The following is a 15,610-nucleotide window of genomic DNA, read 5'->3' on the forward strand; positions in this document are numbered from 1 at the left end:
CGACATCGTTGGCGGCGTTATTTGACTTATCGAGTCCGGAACGGCATCTGTATGCAAATTGTAAGGTCAAGTAGAATCGTCCCGTGAAGCAGGTCAGGCGCAGAGAAGTCATCCGTACCGGAACCACCGTCGAGCAGATGGTGCGGGCGATTGCCGACATGATCGTCACGGGCGCCCTCCTGCCGGGCGAGAAGCTCGACGAGATCTCGCTTGCCTCGCGTTTCGAGGTTTCCCGCACGCCGGTGCGTGAGGCGCTGCGCGAACTCGGCGCCATGGGGCTTGTCGGCCGCGAGCCGAACCGCAGTGCCGTCGTCACCAATGTCACCGAGACCCATCTCCACTCGATGTTCGAGGCGATGGCCGAACTCGAAGGTATTTGCGCCCGGCTGTCAGCCGAGCGGATGACGGTGGACGAGCGGCGGGCGCTGGAGCTCGACCATCGCGGCTCGATGCGGCTGGTGCATGCAGGCGCGGAAGAGGAATACGCGGCGCACAATACCGAATTCCACACAAGGCTTTATCGCGGCGCCCATAACGACCATGTCTTCGAGATGGTGACCCAGACGCGGGCGCGGCTCGCACCTTTCCGCCGGGCGCAATTCCGCCTGCCGGGGCGTCTTGCGAAATCCTACGAGGAGCACGATCAGATCGTCACCGCGATCATCCGCGCTGATGCGGTCGCGGCAGGGCAGGCCGCCTATTCGCACGTGGCGATCGTCAGCGACGCCAGCGCGGTGTTTGCGACGGCGGGGGAGTAGGCGGGCGGTCAACACCGCAGCCTCCTTTTTTCAAGCACTTTTGGCCGCACGGATGAAAATCCGGCGGTTCCGTTTGGGCGGGAATGGGGCAGGCGGGGTATTTCGGGGTATTGGGTATTCAGGCTTTCCGCCTGCCCCGGCCGTTTTTGCGTTTCCGGGGATTGTCAGGCCCCTTGAACCGCTTCCTCGACCATCACCGGAAACCGGACCTTGCGAGCCGGATGATGCGGCCGGTTCGCGAACCCGGTTTCCCATCCGATGACGGGGGGATTATGCGAGCGATTGCGGAGGCGGGGACGGACGGGGAAGCGAAAGCGGCTAAGTGTTTGAAAGCTCGACCGCTAAATTTTCCGATAGGCCAAAAATGTCCCCGCTTAGGCGTCGTTCCTTTCGGAAGTCACCAATCCGCCGACCGCGCCGAAGCAAACACCTGCGGCTCGAACGTGAAATCTTTGTCGAAAGGATAGGTCGGCCTCGGCTTGCGGTGGCGTTCCAGGCGCTCGACGAACTGGTCGACGACGCCCGGTGACAGGGCCATCAGGTTCGGGTTGGCGATCGGGGCCAATTCTGGGGAGAGATAGCCGGACTTCACGACGATGATCTTGGCGCTGTTCGGGTCGAGGCCAAGGCGGGTGAAGTCGGCGATATAGTGGTAGGGACGGCGCTTGGCCGAGAGGACCAGTTCGATGCCGTCGATGGCGACGACCGCCTGGCGATCGGCAAGGTCTGCCGTGTCGTGCAGGAACTGGACCTTGACCTTCGCCTTGACCGGCTGGCTGCCGATCGTGTCGAGCGAGGCGCCGATCGAAAGATCGAGTTCGGCGCCGACGCCGGCTGCATAGCAGGCTTCAGCGGCCGCCTTGTCGGCGATGCCGGCAAAAACGACGCCGGTCGCCTTCTTCTTGATCAGGTCGGCGAGCACCTCGGCACGGTCGCCGACGCCCCCGCCGGTCGGGTTGTCGCCGGATTCGGCGAGCACCACCGGAGCGGTCTTCGAGGCGATCGCCCTGTCGACGCATTCCTCTATCGAGCCGGTCTCGCAGCCGAACACGAATTTTTCGCGCGCATCCCAATAGGCCTTGGCAACGCGCTTCGCTTCCCGCTCCAGCACGGCGCGGTCGGTGCCGGTCATGATCGCGGCGGCGGTGCCGCGCGGCTCGTCGGCCCAGACGTAACCGACCATCAGCGAGGCATCCCAGACACCATCGATGGCGTCAATTTCCGGCATCATCTCGTAGAGGCTTTTTGCGGGCTCATCGACCGTCGAGGTGCGTTCGCCCGGCAGCACGACCGGGATCGGCGCCCAGAGCAGCACCGGCTTGACGCCGGTCTTGAGGCTCTCGACCAGCATTTTCACCGAGCGGCGCATGGTCTCCTCGACGTCGATATGCGGCGCGGTGCGGTAGGTGGAATACATGTCGAGCGCATCGATGATCCGCTGGCTGACGTTGCCGTGTAGGTCGTAGCTGGCCGAGATCGTGCAATCCGGGCCGACCAGGTCGCGGGCGGCGGTGAACCAGTCGCCCTCGGCATCCTCCATGCCCTGAACATACATGGCCCCGTGCATGGCCAGATAGAGGCCGTCGAGCGGCAGCATCGGTTTCAGCCGGTCGAGGAATTCGGCCTTGAAGCGTTCGTAGGTGGAGCGGGAAACCGGGCCGCCGGCAATGGCGCGGCAATGGATGGTCGGCAGAAATTCGGCGCCGTAGTCCTTGAGGAAGGCGAAATAGGGCGCTGCCGTCAGGTCATCGCCGCGCACGATGCGAAAATCCTTTTCCTCGTTGAGAACCGGATTGTAGGTGCTGCATTCGATATGGATGCCGCCGACAGCAATACGCATGGAAAAACCTCAGTTGGAGTTTGGGCCGATCAGGAAATTATGGGCTGCGATGCTGGCGGCACCGCGGGCCCAGACATCGCCATCGACGCGCTTGATGCGGATCGGCGTCTGGCCGGCGTAACGCGGCAGCACGTTGGTTTCGATGGCCTGGTTGACCACCGTGCCGAACAGGCCGTCGAACGAGCCTTCGACATGGGTGATCAGGATCAGGCCGGGGTCGTTGATCTGGATGAGGTTGGCGATCGAAAGCCCGAGCGCCGAGCCGGCGCGGTGCAGGATGCGGATCGCGGCGGCATTGCCTGTCGATGCCTCGTATTCGATATCCGACAGCGAGGTGCATTCGAGCCCTTCGGCGCGCGACATTTCCTTGATCGCCTTCATCGAGGAAACGGTGTCGAGGCAGCCACGCTTGCCGCAGCGGCAGGGCGCGCCGCCAGGCTCGATGGTGCAATGGGCGATTTCGCCGGCGCCGCCGTGATTGCCGCGATAAAGCTTGCCGTCGATGAAATGGGCACAGCCAATGCCGTCGCCAAGCGAGACGACGCTGAAACTCTGGATCTCGCGGGCGCTGCCGAACAGTTTTTCGCTGACCGCGACCGCCTTTGCGTCGTTCTCGATAAAGGTCTCGACGCCGGAGCGCTCGCGGATAATTTTTGCCAGCGGCACGTCCTGCCAGCCGAGCAGGGTGGACTGCACGCAATTGGCCTGGGATTCGTCGACGAAGCCGGACAGGGCGACGCCGATGCCGGAAAGCTTTTCCCGGGCGTCCGGATGGGCTTCGAGCAGGCTCGGCAGGCCCTCGGTGATCGCCTGCGCAATCACATGCGGATCGCGTGACAGCGGCATCGACTGGCGGGCGATGATCTTGCCGTTCAGGTCGCTGAGGATCATCGGCGCCGGATCTTCGAGCAGCGAGATGCCGACGAAGAAGGCGCATTCGGGGTGCAGGTCGAGGAGCACCGACGGGCGGCCCTGGCCATAAACCGTCTCGGTCTCGTGTAGCACGCCGAGGTCGATCAGGTCGCGGGCAATGCCGCTCATTGCCGCTTTGCTCAGGCCCAGCAGGTTCGCCATCTCGGTCCGGCTGAGCGGACCGGACTCGCTGATGACGCGCACAAGCTGGCGCTGGGAAGAGGTGAGCAAAGCGTTCAAGGCAGCTGTTTTCTGTTTGTGAAGGTGGGTTGACACTAAGTTCAGGAAATGAACAAATCAACGCCAATAAATTATAAAAATGATCTAAGGCGGCAATGACCGCCCTCGTGTCAACAAAACCAAGGGTGAACGACCATGACCATGTTCTTGAAAAGTCGCCATTTCGCGCTCGCCTGCGCGGTTGCGGGCAGCCTCGTGTTTCCGGTTGCGGCAAGCGCCGCGACGCTCAACGTGATGCAGACCGAGGCCCCACGCTCCATGGATCCCGGCGACCAGACCGCGACCTATACCGCAGCCCTGCTCGACCCGATGTATGAAGGCCTCGTCAAGCGCGATCCCGATCTGTCGCTGAAGCCTGCGCTTGCCACCGAGTGGTCGGCCGACGCTTCCGGTCTGGTCTGGACCTTCAAGCTGCGTCCGGGCGTCAAGTTCCATGACGGCACGGCCTTCGATGCTGACGCCGTGGTCAAGAATTTCACCCGTCACCTCGACACCAAGCGCGGCCTTGCCGCCAGCGGCCGGTTGCGCACCTTCCTCGAAGGCGTTACCGCCGTCGACCCGATGACCGTTCAGTTCAAGCTGAAGACCCAGTATCCGGCCTTCATCGCGCTTTTGACGACCGGCCCCTGCCTGATGGTCAGCCCGACTGCCGACGCCGCCGGCACGGTCGGTTCCAAGGCCGTCGGCACCGGCCCCTACAAGCTGCAGGAATACAAGTCCGGCGAATACGTGATCCAGGCCAAGAACACCGACTGGTGGGGCGGCGCGCCGAAGGGCGAAGACCAGATCAAGTGGACCTGGACGGCCGAGCCTTCGGTGATGAACATGGCGCTGCAGACCGGTGACGCCGACGTCATCAACCCGTTCCCGGCCGCCTTTGCCGCGCAGGTCAAGGCGAACCCTGAGATGAAGCTCTCGACGACCGACGGGTCGGCGGTGTTCTGGGTCTCGCTCAACACCAAGCTGAAGCCGCTCGACGACGTGCGCGTCCGCCAGGCGCTGAACTATGCGACCGACCGCGAGGGCCTCGTCAAGGCGTTCATGAACGGTTATGCGACGCCGGCCAACTCGCCGCTCGCACCGGTCACTCCCGGCTATGACAAGACGCTCAATCCCTATCCGTACAATATCGAGAAGGCCAAGCAGCTCCTGAAGGAGGCCGGTTATCCGGACGGTTTCGCGATGTCGACCATCGTGCAGGAGCAGGAATCGCGCATCGGCGAACTGCTACAGGCGATGTGGGCCAAGGCCGGCGTCAAGCTGGACGTGCGCAAGATGGAAGGCGGCGTCTGGTCGAAGGCGGCCTTCCAGGATCCGGCCGGCAAGGAGAAGGACAATATCGGTTCATCGATCGCTTCGTGGTCGTCCGGCGTCAACGGCGCCGACCTGCAGTTCCGCCCGCTCTACTACACGAAGAGCGCGTCGCCGGCCGGTGCCAACCTCGGCTTCTTCTCCGATGCCAAGCTCGATGAATTGATCGACAAGGCAGCTTCGACGCTCGACGAAAAGGCGCGCAACGCGATCTATGTCGACGCCCAGAGACAAGTGAACGACCAGGCTCCGCATGTTCTGCTCTATACCAAGCAGGACCTGTTTGCGACGCGCGCCGGCGTCAAGGGTGCCTGGGTCATCCCCGGCGGCCTGATCGTCGTCAAGGATGCCAAGAAGTAATATGAAAACACGGCGGATGGAGAATTCCGTCCGCCGTTTCCTTTTATGAAACATGGGGCCGGGAAACCGGGCTCCAGGACAGGCGCATGAAAGCCTATATCCTCAAGAAATTGCTGGCTCTGCCGTTGATCCTGGTCGGCGTATCGCTGCTGGTCTTCGTGGCCATCCGCGCGCTACCGGGCGATCCGGCCCGGCTGATGGCCGGACCGGAAGCGACGCAGGAGGCGGTCGACAACATGACCGTCCGGCTCGGCCTCGACCGCAGCCTGCCGGCGCAATATGCCTCGTTTGCCTATGGGGCGGTGAGGGGCGACCTCGGCACGTCTATCAAGTCCAAATTGCCGGTCGTCGCCGAAATCGCCGAGCGCCTGCCGTTCACGATCGGGCTCGCGATCACCGCCTATCTGATTGCCATCGGCATCGGCGTGCCGGCCGGGATGATCGCGGCGATCTACCGGCACGGCTGGCCCGACCAGTTCGTCATGATTCTTGCGATTGCCGGCGCCTCTATCGCCAATTTCTGGCTGGCGCTGATGGCGATGAATACGTTTTCGGTCCAGCTCGGCTGGCTGCCATTGCTCGGCGCCAGCTCGTGGAAGAGCTTCATCCTGCCGTCGATCACGCTTGCGGTACTGCCGACGGCCGTCATCGCCCGCATGACGCGCTCCAGCATGATCGAGGTGATGAGCCAGGATTATATCCGCACGGCTTATGCCAAGGGCGTGGCGCCCAGCAAGATCTACTGGAGCCATGCGCTGCGCAACGCGCTGCTGCCGATCATCACCATTGTCGGCCTGAATTTCGGCAGCCTGATGGGTGGTGCGGTGGTCACCGAATCCGTTTTCAATTGGCCCGGCATCGGGCGTTTCCTCGTCGATGCGGTGCGTTATCGCGATTATCCGGTGATCCAGGGTGTGACGCTGGTGGCGGTCACCGGCGTGGTGATGATGAATTTCCTCGCGGAACTGCTGATCGCTATCCTCAACCCCAAGATAAGGTTCGACTGATGGCGTCCGTTGACACCGATATCGTACCGCGCCGGCCGGCGTTTCTCCGGGGGCTCCGCTGGATGGCGACGCATCGCAGCATCACGCTGGGTGGCCTGCTGATCGGCGTCATCGTTCTTGCGGCCATTTTCGCGCCGTTGATCGCGCCGGCCGACCCTTATATGCAGGATCTGCTGGCGACCATGGAGCCGCCGTCACTGGCGCATCCGTTCGGCACTGACGACAATGGCCGCGACATTTTCGCCCGCGTCATTTTCGGGGCCCGCATATCACTGCTTGAAGTGGTCCTGGCCGTTGGCCTTGCCGTGCTGGTCGGCGTGCCGCTTGGCATCCTGTCGGGCATGAGCGGTCGTTATGTCGACCAGGCGATCATGTGGACGATGGACATCCTGTTTGCCTTTCCGGGCATCGTGCTCGCCATCCTGATCGTCAGCGTGCTCGGCTCGAGCCTGATCAACCTTTTGATCGCCATTGCCATTTTCTCCGTGCCGGTCTACGCCCGGCTCAGCCGAAACCTGACGCTGGGCCTGAAGCTCATGGACTATGTCGAAGCCGCCGTCTCGCTCGGCATCTCGCGCCGCCGCATCATGAGCCATTATATCCTGCGCAACGCGATCGGGCCGATCATCGTGCAGTCGACGCTGACCGCCGGCACGGTCATCCTGTCGGCGGCAAGCCTGTCGTTCCTCGGCCTCGGCGCCCAGCCGCCGCTTCCCGAGTGGGGCGCGATGATGAGCGACGGCCGCAACTATCTCGGCCTCAACATCTGGATGTCGCTGTTTCCGGGGCTGGCGATCATGATCACCGTGCTCGGCTTCAACATTCTCGGCGATGGCCTGCGCGACCTGCTGGATCCGCGCAAATGAGCATTGCCGGTACACCCCGCACGACAGGCCGGATCGGGCCGGCAAAGCCGGTCTTCTGCGTCGATATCGGCGGGTCGTTCATGAAATTCGCGGTCTCGCCGGCGCCGGGTGCGCTGGTGCCGCTCGACAAGGTGGCGACGCCGGCCGCGAATTGGGACGATCTTGCAGTCTCTCTCTCGGGGCTCATCGAGCGTAATGCGCAATCGGGCGATCCCGGTTCGCCGCTGGCGCTGTCGGTCGCCGGTCTCATCGATCCTCGGACCGGAGTTGCGACCTCGGCCAATATTCCCTGTATCACCGGGCGGCGGATCGGCGACGAACTGTCTGCCATCCTCGGACGACCGGTGCTGGCAGCCAATGACGCTGACTGCCTGACGCTTGCCGAAGCTAACGAGGGTGTTGGACGTGGTCATTCGGTGGTTTTCTGCGCCATCATGGGGACCGGCATCGGTGGAGGGCTTGCGATCGACGGACGGCTGGTGCGTGGTGCTGGCGGCGTCACCGGTGAATGGGGCCATGGCCCGATCCTCAACACCAGTGTCGAACTCGATGGCGAGGCGCTTCATATTCCGCGCTTTTCCTGCGGCTGCGGCCAGTCCGGCTGCGTCGACACGATCGGCGGCGCGCGCGGCATCGAGCGGCTGCATCATTTCCTGCATGGCTGCGAGGAGACGAGTTATCGGATCCTCGAAGACTGGCAGGCGGACGAGGCGAGGGCAGCTAGGACCGTTGCCGTTTATCTCGAACTGATCGCCGATCCGCTGGCGCTGTCGGTCAATGTCACCGGCGCCTCGATCGTGCCGGTCGGGGGTGGGCTTGCCTCGGTCACGCCGCTCATCGATGCGCTGGACCGGGCGGTGCGCAAGCGTATCCTCAACCGTTTCGATCACCCGCTGGTGACACCGGCGCTCCGGCAGGAGGATGGCGGGCTGGTCGGCGCGGCCGTGCTTGGCCATCAGAGTGCCGTTCAAGGTCACTAGAGTACCTTTCAGGGGCGCCTGCTGTTACGAGAGTGCCGGTCATCAAGGAGACTGATCCTGTCCATCCTGCTCGAAGTCTGCGTCGATAGTCCCGAAGGTCTCGCGGCCGCCATCGCCGGCGGCGCCGACCGCATCGAACTCTGCGCTGCACTCGATGTCGGCGGGCTGACGCCGCCGCCCGGCATGATCGCGCTTGCCGCCAAGGCGCCGATCCCGGTTTATGCGATCATCCGGCCCCGCGCCGGCAGGTTCGTCTACGACGCCGACAACGAGGCAGCGATGATGGCCGATATCGATGCGGTGCAGGCGGCGGGTCTTGCGGGTGTCGTGATCGGCGCAAGCCGCCCGGACATGACGCTCGACATGCCCTTGCTCAAGCGGCTGATGACGCATGCGCAGGGCCTCGGCGTAACGCTGCATCGCGCCTTCGATCTGGTGCCCGATCCGTTCGAGGCGCTGGAGCAGGCGATCGATCTCGGCGTCGAGCGTGTCCTGACCTCCGGCCTCAAAGTCAGCGGCCCTGACGGGATCGAGATGTTGAAGATGCTTGTCGAGCGGGCGGGAGACAGGGTGTCGATCATGCCCGGCGGCGGCATCAATCTGTCAACCGTCGAACGGGTGGTGCGCGAAACCGGCGTGCAGGAGGTCCACAGCTCTTGCCGGCGGCCCGTCGAAAGCAAGGACGAACGTGCGATTTCCTTCGGTTTCCAGGCGCCTGTTTCCCATGAGACGAGCAGCGAGATCGTCCGGAAGATGCGCGATTTGCTCGATGAATTGGAAGTGGCGCGGGACTGATGCTCAGGTGTCCGCCGGTCGGCGGGCACGACTTTGCGGCAGGTCGCCGGGGGACGATGACCTGCCGCTTAGCAGTGAGGGAGGATGTTACGAAATTGAGGAGATATGCACTTCCATGGTCAGCGGACGGCCGCCACCGTCCGCTCATGCACTGCTATGCACTTTCATTCACTGTCATGCGCAGAGGCTGCGGAGTGCTTCGTGCTTTTTGATTTCGATGCAACGAATGCTCCGCAGTTTGATAAGGCCAGCCGTACGGAGTTTTGCGAAAACGCGCGACACCGTTTCGATCGTCAGGCCTAAATAGTCGGCTATATCAAGCCGGGTCATGGGTATGTCGAAATGTTCGAGCCCGCCCTGGCGTTCCGCCATGTCGACGAGAAAACCGGCAATCCGTTCCACCGCCGTCTGGCGGCCGATCATCATGATATGTTCCTGGGCGCGCAGCATGCCGCGCAGCGCCAGAGCAAGCAGTTCCGGCAAGGCCTGGTCGTTGGCGGCGCGGCTGATGGGGCGCAGCCCGGTCGGAGCGATGGCTTCGGCGAAGAAACTATGGGTCCGGTCAGCCTCGAACCCGAAAGTTTCTCCGGCCAGATGGAAGGCAATGACCTGCCTCCTTCCGTCCGACAACAGGCGGTGGATCCGCACGGCACCGAATTCGACGTGATAGAATGTTCCTGCCTTATCGCCGGGGGCATAGATTTCCGCGCCGGCATTGAAGGTCGTCACAGAATTGGCCCGGAAGAGACCCGCGGTCTGGGGTGCGATCACGATCTGGCTCTTGGTGAGCTCCAATTTCGTGGCATGAGCGGCTGCGGTGTGCATCTTCACGTCTCCCCTTGCTGTAGTCTCAAGATGCCAGAAGACGTGCAGGGGGAAAATTGGGTTGTATCACTAGGGGGATTTACGTAGGGCAGGCGGGAAAACGGCAGCCAACGCGGCTCAGGCTGTCAGCGCAAGGTCCTTGACGAGACCCAGGAGATCGGCCCCGTTGAACGGTTTGGTGAGGCTCTGGATCGGGCCGAGCTCGTCTTCGATGGACGGAGACATGCCGTCGGTAAGCAGGATCACGGCCTCGCCCGACTGGAGCAGACGCTGCAGCGCGTCGCTCGAAGCACGCAGCACCTGATCGTCGATGATCATGCAAAGCGTCTGGCCGGCGGTGATGGTGCCCTTGCGCCAGGATTCGTGAGCCTCGACGTGATAACCCTCCACCTCCAGTGCGAATGTCAACGACTGCCTGAGACCGAGATCGGGCGCGATGACAATTATGGTTCTCGCTTGTGATAACACCGAATTTCCCGCGCGGGTGGGGCAGCCGGAGAGCTGCTGAAGGGAGACATCTAGTGCCTGCGGGGGGACCTGCGCTTTGCGATAGATCAAGAAAGTTTCAATAAATTTTAGGGGCCATCAATTGGGACCGAAACCGGCAGCCATTGCCATGCGAACGAGCTGTGGCAAGCTTTTCGCCTTCATCTTGCTCATGACGTTGGCGCGATGCACCTCGACGGTGCGAGGGCTTATGTCGAGATCGTAGGCGATCGACTTGTTCGGCAGACCGGCAACCACGGCGGCCAACACCTGCCTCTCCCGATCGCTCAGGCTTTCAAGCCGTGTCTGAACCTCGGCCAGGTCGTCGGTATCGAGCGTTTTGTCCGACAGCAGCTCGGCGGCCCGCTGGATCGCTTCGATGATGACCGTGTCGCCGAAAGGTTTTTCGATGAAGTCGATGGCGCCCGCCTTCATCGCCTCCACTGCCATCGGCACGTCGCCATGGCCGGTGATGACGATCGACGGAATGCCGGCGCGGCTGGAGGTCAGCTTGCGGATCAGCTCGACGCCGGTCATATCCGGCATCCTGAGGTCGGTGACCAAAACACCGTTCCTGACGCTCGGCGCGAACTGCAGGAAAGACGAGGCGGTTTCATGCATGCGCACGGCAAAGCCATTCATGGTCAGCATGAAGGCGAGGGACTTTCTGACCGGCTCTTCGTCGTCGACGATATGGATCGTGTAGTCACCCGTCTGCATTTTCGCGTTCCTCCTTGTCGATCGGGAGTGTGAAACGGAACGTCGCTCCTCCGGCCGCGTTGCGCGTCACCGTCATCTCGCCGCCATGCGCTTCGACGATGCGCTTGGAAATCGAAAGCCCTATCCCCATGCCGCCGGCCTTGGTGGTGATGAAGGGTTTGAAAAGCTGGCCGGCGATCTCTTCGGGAATGCCGGGGCCGGTATCCTGGACGATCACCTGGATCATGTCTTCGTTTTCCTGGAGCGTGCGGATGACCAGTTCCCGCCGCTGGCTGTCGCGCATCGCCTCGATGGCGTTGCGCATCAGGTTGGTGAGCACCTGCTGAACCTGGATGCGGTCGACGGTGACCATTTCCGGCCCTTGCGCGAATTCGAAGATCGCGCGGACGCCTTTTTCGCGCGAGCCGACCAACGCCAGAGCGCCGGCTTCCTCGACCAGACGGCGGATGTTCTCCGGCGCCTTTTCCGTCTCGCCCTTGGTCACGAATTCCCTGAGATGCTTTATGATCTGGCCGGCCCGGAGCGACTGATGCGCCGTCTCTTCCAAAGCTTCGCGCATGCGCACCGCGACGGCTTCGTCCATGTCGCGCAGAAGGCGCGCGCAGCCGTGCACATAATTGGCAATCGCCGAGAGCGGCTGGTTCAGTTCGTGGGCGAGGGTGGATGCCATTTCGCCCATTTCGTTGAGGCGGGCGAGGCGCGCGAGTTCCCCCTGGATCTCCTGCAGGCGTGCAGCCGATTCCTCGCGTTCGGTCAGGTCCCGCACGAAGCCGGTGAAGAAGGTTTCTCCGCCCGTATGGGTCTCTCCGACTGCAAGCTTCATCGGGAAGGTCGAGCCGTCCTTGCGTCGTCCGACGACCACGCGGTCCATGCCGATGATCCGCCTTTCACCAGTCCTCAGATACCTTTCCATGTAGCCGTCGTGTTCGCGGTGGTAGGGTTCCGGCATCAGCATGCGCAGGTTCTGGCCGACCACCTCATCCTCGCTATAGCCGAACTGGCGGATTGCTGCGGCATTGAAGGAGACGATCGTGCCGTCCCTTGTGCTGACGATGCTGGCATCGAGAACCGTGTCGAGCACGGAGCGAAGATGCGCTTCGCGGGAGTCGGCCTTCGCCTGGGCTTTTCCGATCGCCTTGCGGGCAGAGTGAAGTATTTCGCCGAGCAGCGCGATCACCACGCCGACGATGCCGATCATCGCCATTTCCGTGAAATTGGCCCCCCGCGGCGTCAGCTCCTTGATCACGTAGGCTGCCAGAACAGAAAGCAGCACGGTGAAAAGCGAGGCCCGCATGCCGCCGATAAGGGCGGCAACGAGGATCGGCGGAATGAAGAATGTGAAGGGCGCCTTGTCGTCAAGAACGCCGTGCAGCGAGAAGCGCAGCGCAAACGCAACCAGCACGCAGATGGTCGCAATAAAATAGACTTCCGCGGCTGAAAACCGACGGCTCAAGAAAGACTGAATATAGTCATCCTTCTTTTCGGCGAACGTCTTGGAAGCCATGATGCTTATCCGAAGCCGATCGTCTGCAGGAGGAACCCCATTCCCTTGTGCATATGAAACCTGACAGCCTGTCCTTAAACTGGTTCTAGCATGAGCGCGGATGCGGCGTCCAACGGCGGAAACCGTCGTGACCTAAAAAACATATAGTTTTGCGTGGTTTCTTATGTCCGGTGTGAAAACGCGGGCGGGTGCCCGCGCAGGTCGGAAGCGGTGCCGTGGGGGCCGACAGGGTGGAGCCGGAGGCCCGATTCTTCACTGTTGCGGGATATTGGCGATTTTGACGTAGTCGGCCCAGGCCGCGACTTCCTTTTTCAGGTATTCCTGGCCTTCTTCCGGTGTCGAGACGAACACGTCGCCGCCCTGGTCGGTCACGAATTTCTTGACGTCTTCCTGGGCGAGAACCTGCCTGGTCCAGCCATTGATCTTGTCGACGATATCCTTCGGTGTCGCCGAGGGGACCATCATCGCGAACCAGCCGACTTGGTCCATCGGGTAGCCGGATTCCGTCATGGTCGGAACGTCGGGAGCGCCCGGAATGCGCTTGGCGGAACTGACCGCCAGCAGGCGGTAGCGGCCTTCGCGAAGCTGCGACAGGGAGAAGACGGGATCCTGGGCGGCAAAGGCCATCGCACCGCTCAAAATGTCGTTCATCGAATCGGCGCTGCTCTTGTAGGCGACTTCGACCGTGTCGAGGCCGGCTTCCTGCTTGTAGATGGCGGCGAGAACCTTGCCCGACGTGTTGTTGATGGCGTAGCTCGCGTTGGAGCCTTCCTTCTTCAGGTATTCGGTCAGTTCCTTCATGGTCTTGATCGGGCTCGATACCGGAACGGCGATCATGTGCGGCTGCTTGTTGACGGTGGCTGCGACCTGCAGGTCCTTCACCACGTCGAAGGGCGGCGTCTTGAACATGTGCATGTTGCCGGCGACGGCGCTGCCGGTATGGAAGAAGATCGTATAGCCGTCCGGCTTGGAGCGCGTGACGTACTGGCCGGCAATATTGCCGCCGGCGCCGGGCTTGTTTTCGACGATGATGGTGGCGCCCGAGACCTTGGCGATCTTTTCGGCGAAAAAGCGGACGATCACGTCGGCGCCGCTGCCCGCCGGGAACGCACAGATCATGCTGATGGTCTGATTTGGGTAATTAGTCTGGGCCGCGGCCGGCGAAAGCCCGAAGGCGCAGCCGGCAACGGCGACCGATGCGGCAAGCACGAAACGACGTGTGATAGTCTGCATGAATTCCCTCCCATGGATGACCCGGTCTTGCAGTCGACACTGGCCGATCGCACCTCCCCGATGCGACCTGATACAACATTGTATAATTATATTTGATTTAATCAACTGTTCTGGCTAGAAAACATCCCACGCAGAAACGCGTTTTCGGGAGAGGACAAAATGACCGTCAATACGACAACTCAATCCGCCGCCGCACTTGATCTCGACCGTTTCCGGTTGAGGAATTTCGTCGAGAGCCTGAGCGCGGACGAGCTCGATATCCGTGAGGAGAAGGTCGATCTGGCCGATGTCGCGGCGATCCTGCAGAACAACCCGAAGGCCGTCTGGTTCAAGAATACCGGCCCGGAAGGCCAGCAATTGGTCGGCAACGTGGTCGGAAGCCGTTCCCGTCTCGCCAAGGCTTTCGGCGTGCCGGCCGGCGAGGTGGCGCTCGAGATGCGCCGCCGCCTGTCGCTGAAGCCGGAATTGGTGAAGCTTTCCGGCGGCGAAGCGCCCGTGCAGCAGGTCGTGTTGACAGGCGCTGATGCCGATCTCCTCAAGCTGCCGGTCCACGTGCAACACGCGCTCGACGGCGCGCCCTACATTTCCGCGACGATCGACTACACGATCGACCCGAAGGACGGCCGCTACAATTGCGGCATGCGCCGGCTGATGCTGCGCGGCCCGCAGGAAGCCGGCGTCGACCTGATCGCGCCGAGCGACCTGCGCGTCATGTACATGGCCGCGTCCGGGCGCGGCGAGCGGCTGAATGTTGCCTATGTGGTCGGCTGCCACCCGATCGACATGGTGTCCGCCACCATGAAGGAACCGGTGGACGAGCTGGAGCTGATCTCGTCGCTCCGCGGCGCGCCGCTGCCGGTCGTCAAATGCGTGACCAGCGACATCATGGTCCCGGCCGATGCGGAAATGGTCATCGAAGGTTATTTCGACGAGCGCGGTTATGTGGAGAAGGAAGGCCCGTATGGCGAATATCTCGGCTACTACGGCGTCGTGAAGACCAACCCGGTCTTCCATGTGACCGCGATCACCCATCGCAAGGATGCGCTGTTCCAGACGGCGACCATCTCCGGCAATCGCATGGACTTCACCGATACGTCCAACCTCGAGGCGCTGCGCATGGAGATGAACGTCTGGAAGACGCTCGGCGATGTGGTGCGCCAGCCGATTGCCGTCTACGCGCCGGTCGCCGCCGGTGGATCGATGAGCATGCGCTTCTCGATCCGCCAGACCTATCCGGGCGAGGCCCGTTCGGCGCTCTACGCCGTTCTCGGCGCCGTCGGCGTCAAGAACGTCTTTGTCGTCGATCCGGATATCGACATTTTCGACGACAGCCAGATGGAATGGGCGTTCGGCACCCGTTTCCAGGCCGACCGGGATCTGGTGATCGCAACCGGTGTTCGGCTGTCGCCGCTCGATCCGTCGCTTCACGGCTCCCGTTCCGGTGCCAAGGCCGGCTACGATCTCACCTGGCCGATGCAGCATGCCCAGAACTGGGAGCTCGTCACGCCGCAGGCCCCGTCCTATCCCGGCAAGCGTTTCCCCTCGCTCGAAGCGGCTCTGAAGGACGGCGCAAAGCATTTCGAGGAGCTGATGGCGGCGGTCGGCAGTCGCGACGGTCGCGAAGTCGTCCGCGAACTCGACACCTTCCGCTCCAGGGGACTGGAGCGCGACGAGCGGGGCCGTTACTACCTTCCCCTATAAGTTGTTCCATTTCCGGGCACTGTGCCTAATCGAAACGACCTTCCGGGTGCAAATCCGGAAGGTTTTTCATTT

At 62.4% G+C, this 15,610-nt stretch carries 14 protein-coding genes; 7 read left to right on the forward strand and 7 right to left on the reverse strand.

Going from position 1 to position 15,610, the window contains the following annotated elements; genetic code table 11:
• The first annotated feature begins 83 nt into the window (after positions 1–83).
• Positions 84–758, forward strand: coding sequence for a GntR family transcriptional regulator (locus AC1DLT_RS13540; protein ID WP_477487060.1), 675 nt, complete (start codon positions 84–86; stop codon positions 756–758).
• Between the two features lie 397 nt (positions 759–1,155).
• Here AC1DLT_RS13540 and AC1DLT_RS13545 read toward each other — a convergent pair whose 3' ends face one another.
• Complete coding sequence (locus AC1DLT_RS13545; protein ID WP_477487061.1) at positions 1,156–2,598, reverse strand: M81 family metallopeptidase; 1,443 nt, start codon at positions 2,596–2,598, stop codon at positions 1,156–1,158.
• Positions 2,599–2,607: 9 nt separating this feature from the next.
• Positions 2,608–3,750: an ROK family protein gene (locus AC1DLT_RS13550; RefSeq protein ID WP_477487062.1), complete on the reverse strand. Its 1,143-nt coding sequence runs from the start codon at positions 3,748–3,750 to the stop codon at positions 2,608–2,610.
• A 135-nt stretch (positions 3,751–3,885) separates the two neighbouring features.
• On the opposite strand from AC1DLT_RS13550, the gene AC1DLT_RS13555 reads away from it, so the two are divergent.
• The 5 genes from AC1DLT_RS13555 to AC1DLT_RS13575 all read left to right on the forward strand — a co-directional run bounded on the left by AC1DLT_RS13555 (position 3,886) and on the right by AC1DLT_RS13575 (position 9,069).
• Positions 3,886–5,421: an ABC transporter substrate-binding protein gene (locus AC1DLT_RS13555; protein ID WP_477487063.1), complete on the forward strand. Its 1,536-nt coding sequence runs from the start codon at positions 3,886–3,888 to the stop codon at positions 5,419–5,421.
• Between the two features lie 86 nt (positions 5,422–5,507).
• Positions 5,508–6,428, forward strand: coding sequence for an ABC transporter permease (locus tag AC1DLT_RS13560; protein WP_477487064.1), 921 nt, complete (start codon positions 5,508–5,510; stop codon positions 6,426–6,428).
• Positions 6,428–7,294 (forward strand): ABC transporter permease, encoded by an 867-nt coding sequence (locus AC1DLT_RS13565; RefSeq protein ID WP_477487065.1) that lies wholly within the window; start codon positions 6,428–6,430, stop codon positions 7,292–7,294. The genes AC1DLT_RS13560 and AC1DLT_RS13565 overlap by 1 nt, the downstream gene beginning before the upstream one ends.
• Positions 7,291–8,274, forward strand: coding sequence for an ROK family protein (locus AC1DLT_RS13570; RefSeq protein ID WP_477487066.1), 984 nt, complete (start codon positions 7,291–7,293; stop codon positions 8,272–8,274). The genes AC1DLT_RS13565 and AC1DLT_RS13570 overlap by 4 nt, the downstream gene beginning before the upstream one ends.
• A 57-nt stretch (positions 8,275–8,331) precedes the next feature.
• Positions 8,332–9,069 (forward strand): copper homeostasis protein CutC, encoded by a 738-nt coding sequence (locus tag AC1DLT_RS13575; protein WP_477487243.1) that lies wholly within the window; start codon positions 8,332–8,334, stop codon positions 9,067–9,069.
• Between the two features lie 174 nt (positions 9,070–9,243).
• On the opposite strand, the gene AC1DLT_RS13580 is transcribed toward AC1DLT_RS13575, so the two are convergent.
• The 5 genes from AC1DLT_RS13580 to AC1DLT_RS13600 form a co-directional block, all read right to left on the reverse strand.
• Positions 9,244–9,894: a helix-turn-helix domain-containing protein gene (locus AC1DLT_RS13580; protein WP_477487067.1), complete on the reverse strand. Its 651-nt coding sequence runs from the start codon at positions 9,892–9,894 to the stop codon at positions 9,244–9,246.
• 117 nt (positions 9,895–10,011) lie between these two features.
• Entirely contained in the window at positions 10,012–10,362 is a 351-nt protein-coding gene (locus AC1DLT_RS13585; RefSeq protein ID WP_038549318.1) for a response regulator, read from the reverse strand.
• Between the two features lie 117 nt (positions 10,363–10,479).
• A complete protein-coding gene (gene fixJ, locus AC1DLT_RS13590; RefSeq protein WP_038543629.1) occupies positions 10,480–11,100 on the reverse strand; it encodes a response regulator FixJ in 621 nt (206 codons plus the stop codon).
• Positions 11,087–12,604, reverse strand: a complete 1,518-nt coding sequence (locus AC1DLT_RS13595) for a PAS domain-containing sensor histidine kinase (RefSeq protein ID WP_038543626.1) — start codon at positions 12,602–12,604, stop codon at positions 11,087–11,089. Before AC1DLT_RS13595 ends, fixJ begins: the two co-directional genes overlap by 14 nt.
• Positions 12,605–12,856: 252 nt before the next feature.
• Complete coding sequence (locus AC1DLT_RS13600) at positions 12,857–13,837, reverse strand: Bug family tripartite tricarboxylate transporter substrate binding protein (RefSeq protein WP_477487068.1); 981 nt, start codon at positions 13,835–13,837, stop codon at positions 12,857–12,859.
• Between the two features lie 159 nt (positions 13,838–13,996).
• Here AC1DLT_RS13600 and AC1DLT_RS13605 point away from each other — a divergent pair, with 159 nt between their 5' ends.
• Positions 13,997–15,538, forward strand: a complete 1,542-nt coding sequence (locus AC1DLT_RS13605; RefSeq protein WP_477487069.1) for a UbiD family decarboxylase — start codon at positions 13,997–13,999, stop codon at positions 15,536–15,538.
• The last annotated feature ends 72 nt before the right edge of the window (positions 15,539–15,610 follow it).

The organism is Neorhizobium sp. 05N33, assembly GCF_056397445.1.

What these genes read in the sequence shown, in the direction of transcription:
- AC1DLT_RS13545 (WP_477487061.1), bottom strand. Translation starts at nt 2,598, where the DNA reads ATGCGTATTGCTGTCGGCGGCATCCATATCGAATGCAGCACCTACAAT.
- AC1DLT_RS13555 (WP_477487063.1), top strand. Translation starts at nt 3,886, where the DNA reads ATGACCATGTTCTTGAAAAGTCGCCATTTCGCGCTCGCCTGCGCGGTT.
- AC1DLT_RS13560 (WP_477487064.1), top strand. Translation starts at nt 5,508, where the DNA reads ATGAAAGCCTATATCCTCAAGAAATTGCTGGCTCTGCCGTTGATCCTG.
- AC1DLT_RS13565 (WP_477487065.1), top strand. Translation starts at nt 6,428, where the DNA reads ATGGCGTCCGTTGACACCGATATCGTACCGCGCCGGCCGGCGTTTCTC.
- AC1DLT_RS13570 (WP_477487066.1), top strand. Translation starts at nt 7,291, where the DNA reads ATGAGCATTGCCGGTACACCCCGCACGACAGGCCGGATCGGGCCGGCA.
- AC1DLT_RS13580 (WP_477487067.1), bottom strand. Translation starts at nt 9,894, where the DNA reads ATGCACACCGCAGCCGCTCATGCCACGAAATTGGAGCTCACCAAGAGC.
- fixJ (WP_038543629.1), bottom strand. Translation starts at nt 11,100, where the DNA reads ATGCAGACGGGTGACTACACGATCCATATCGTCGACGACGAAGAGCCG.
- AC1DLT_RS13595 (WP_038543626.1), bottom strand. Translation starts at nt 12,604, where the DNA reads ATGGCTTCCAAGACGTTCGCCGAAAAGAAGGATGACTATATTCAGTCT.
- AC1DLT_RS13600 (WP_477487068.1), bottom strand. Translation starts at nt 13,837, where the DNA reads ATGCAGACTATCACACGTCGTTTCGTGCTTGCCGCATCGGTCGCCGTT.
- AC1DLT_RS13605 (WP_477487069.1), top strand. Translation starts at nt 13,997, where the DNA reads ATGACCGTCAATACGACAACTCAATCCGCCGCCGCACTTGATCTCGAC.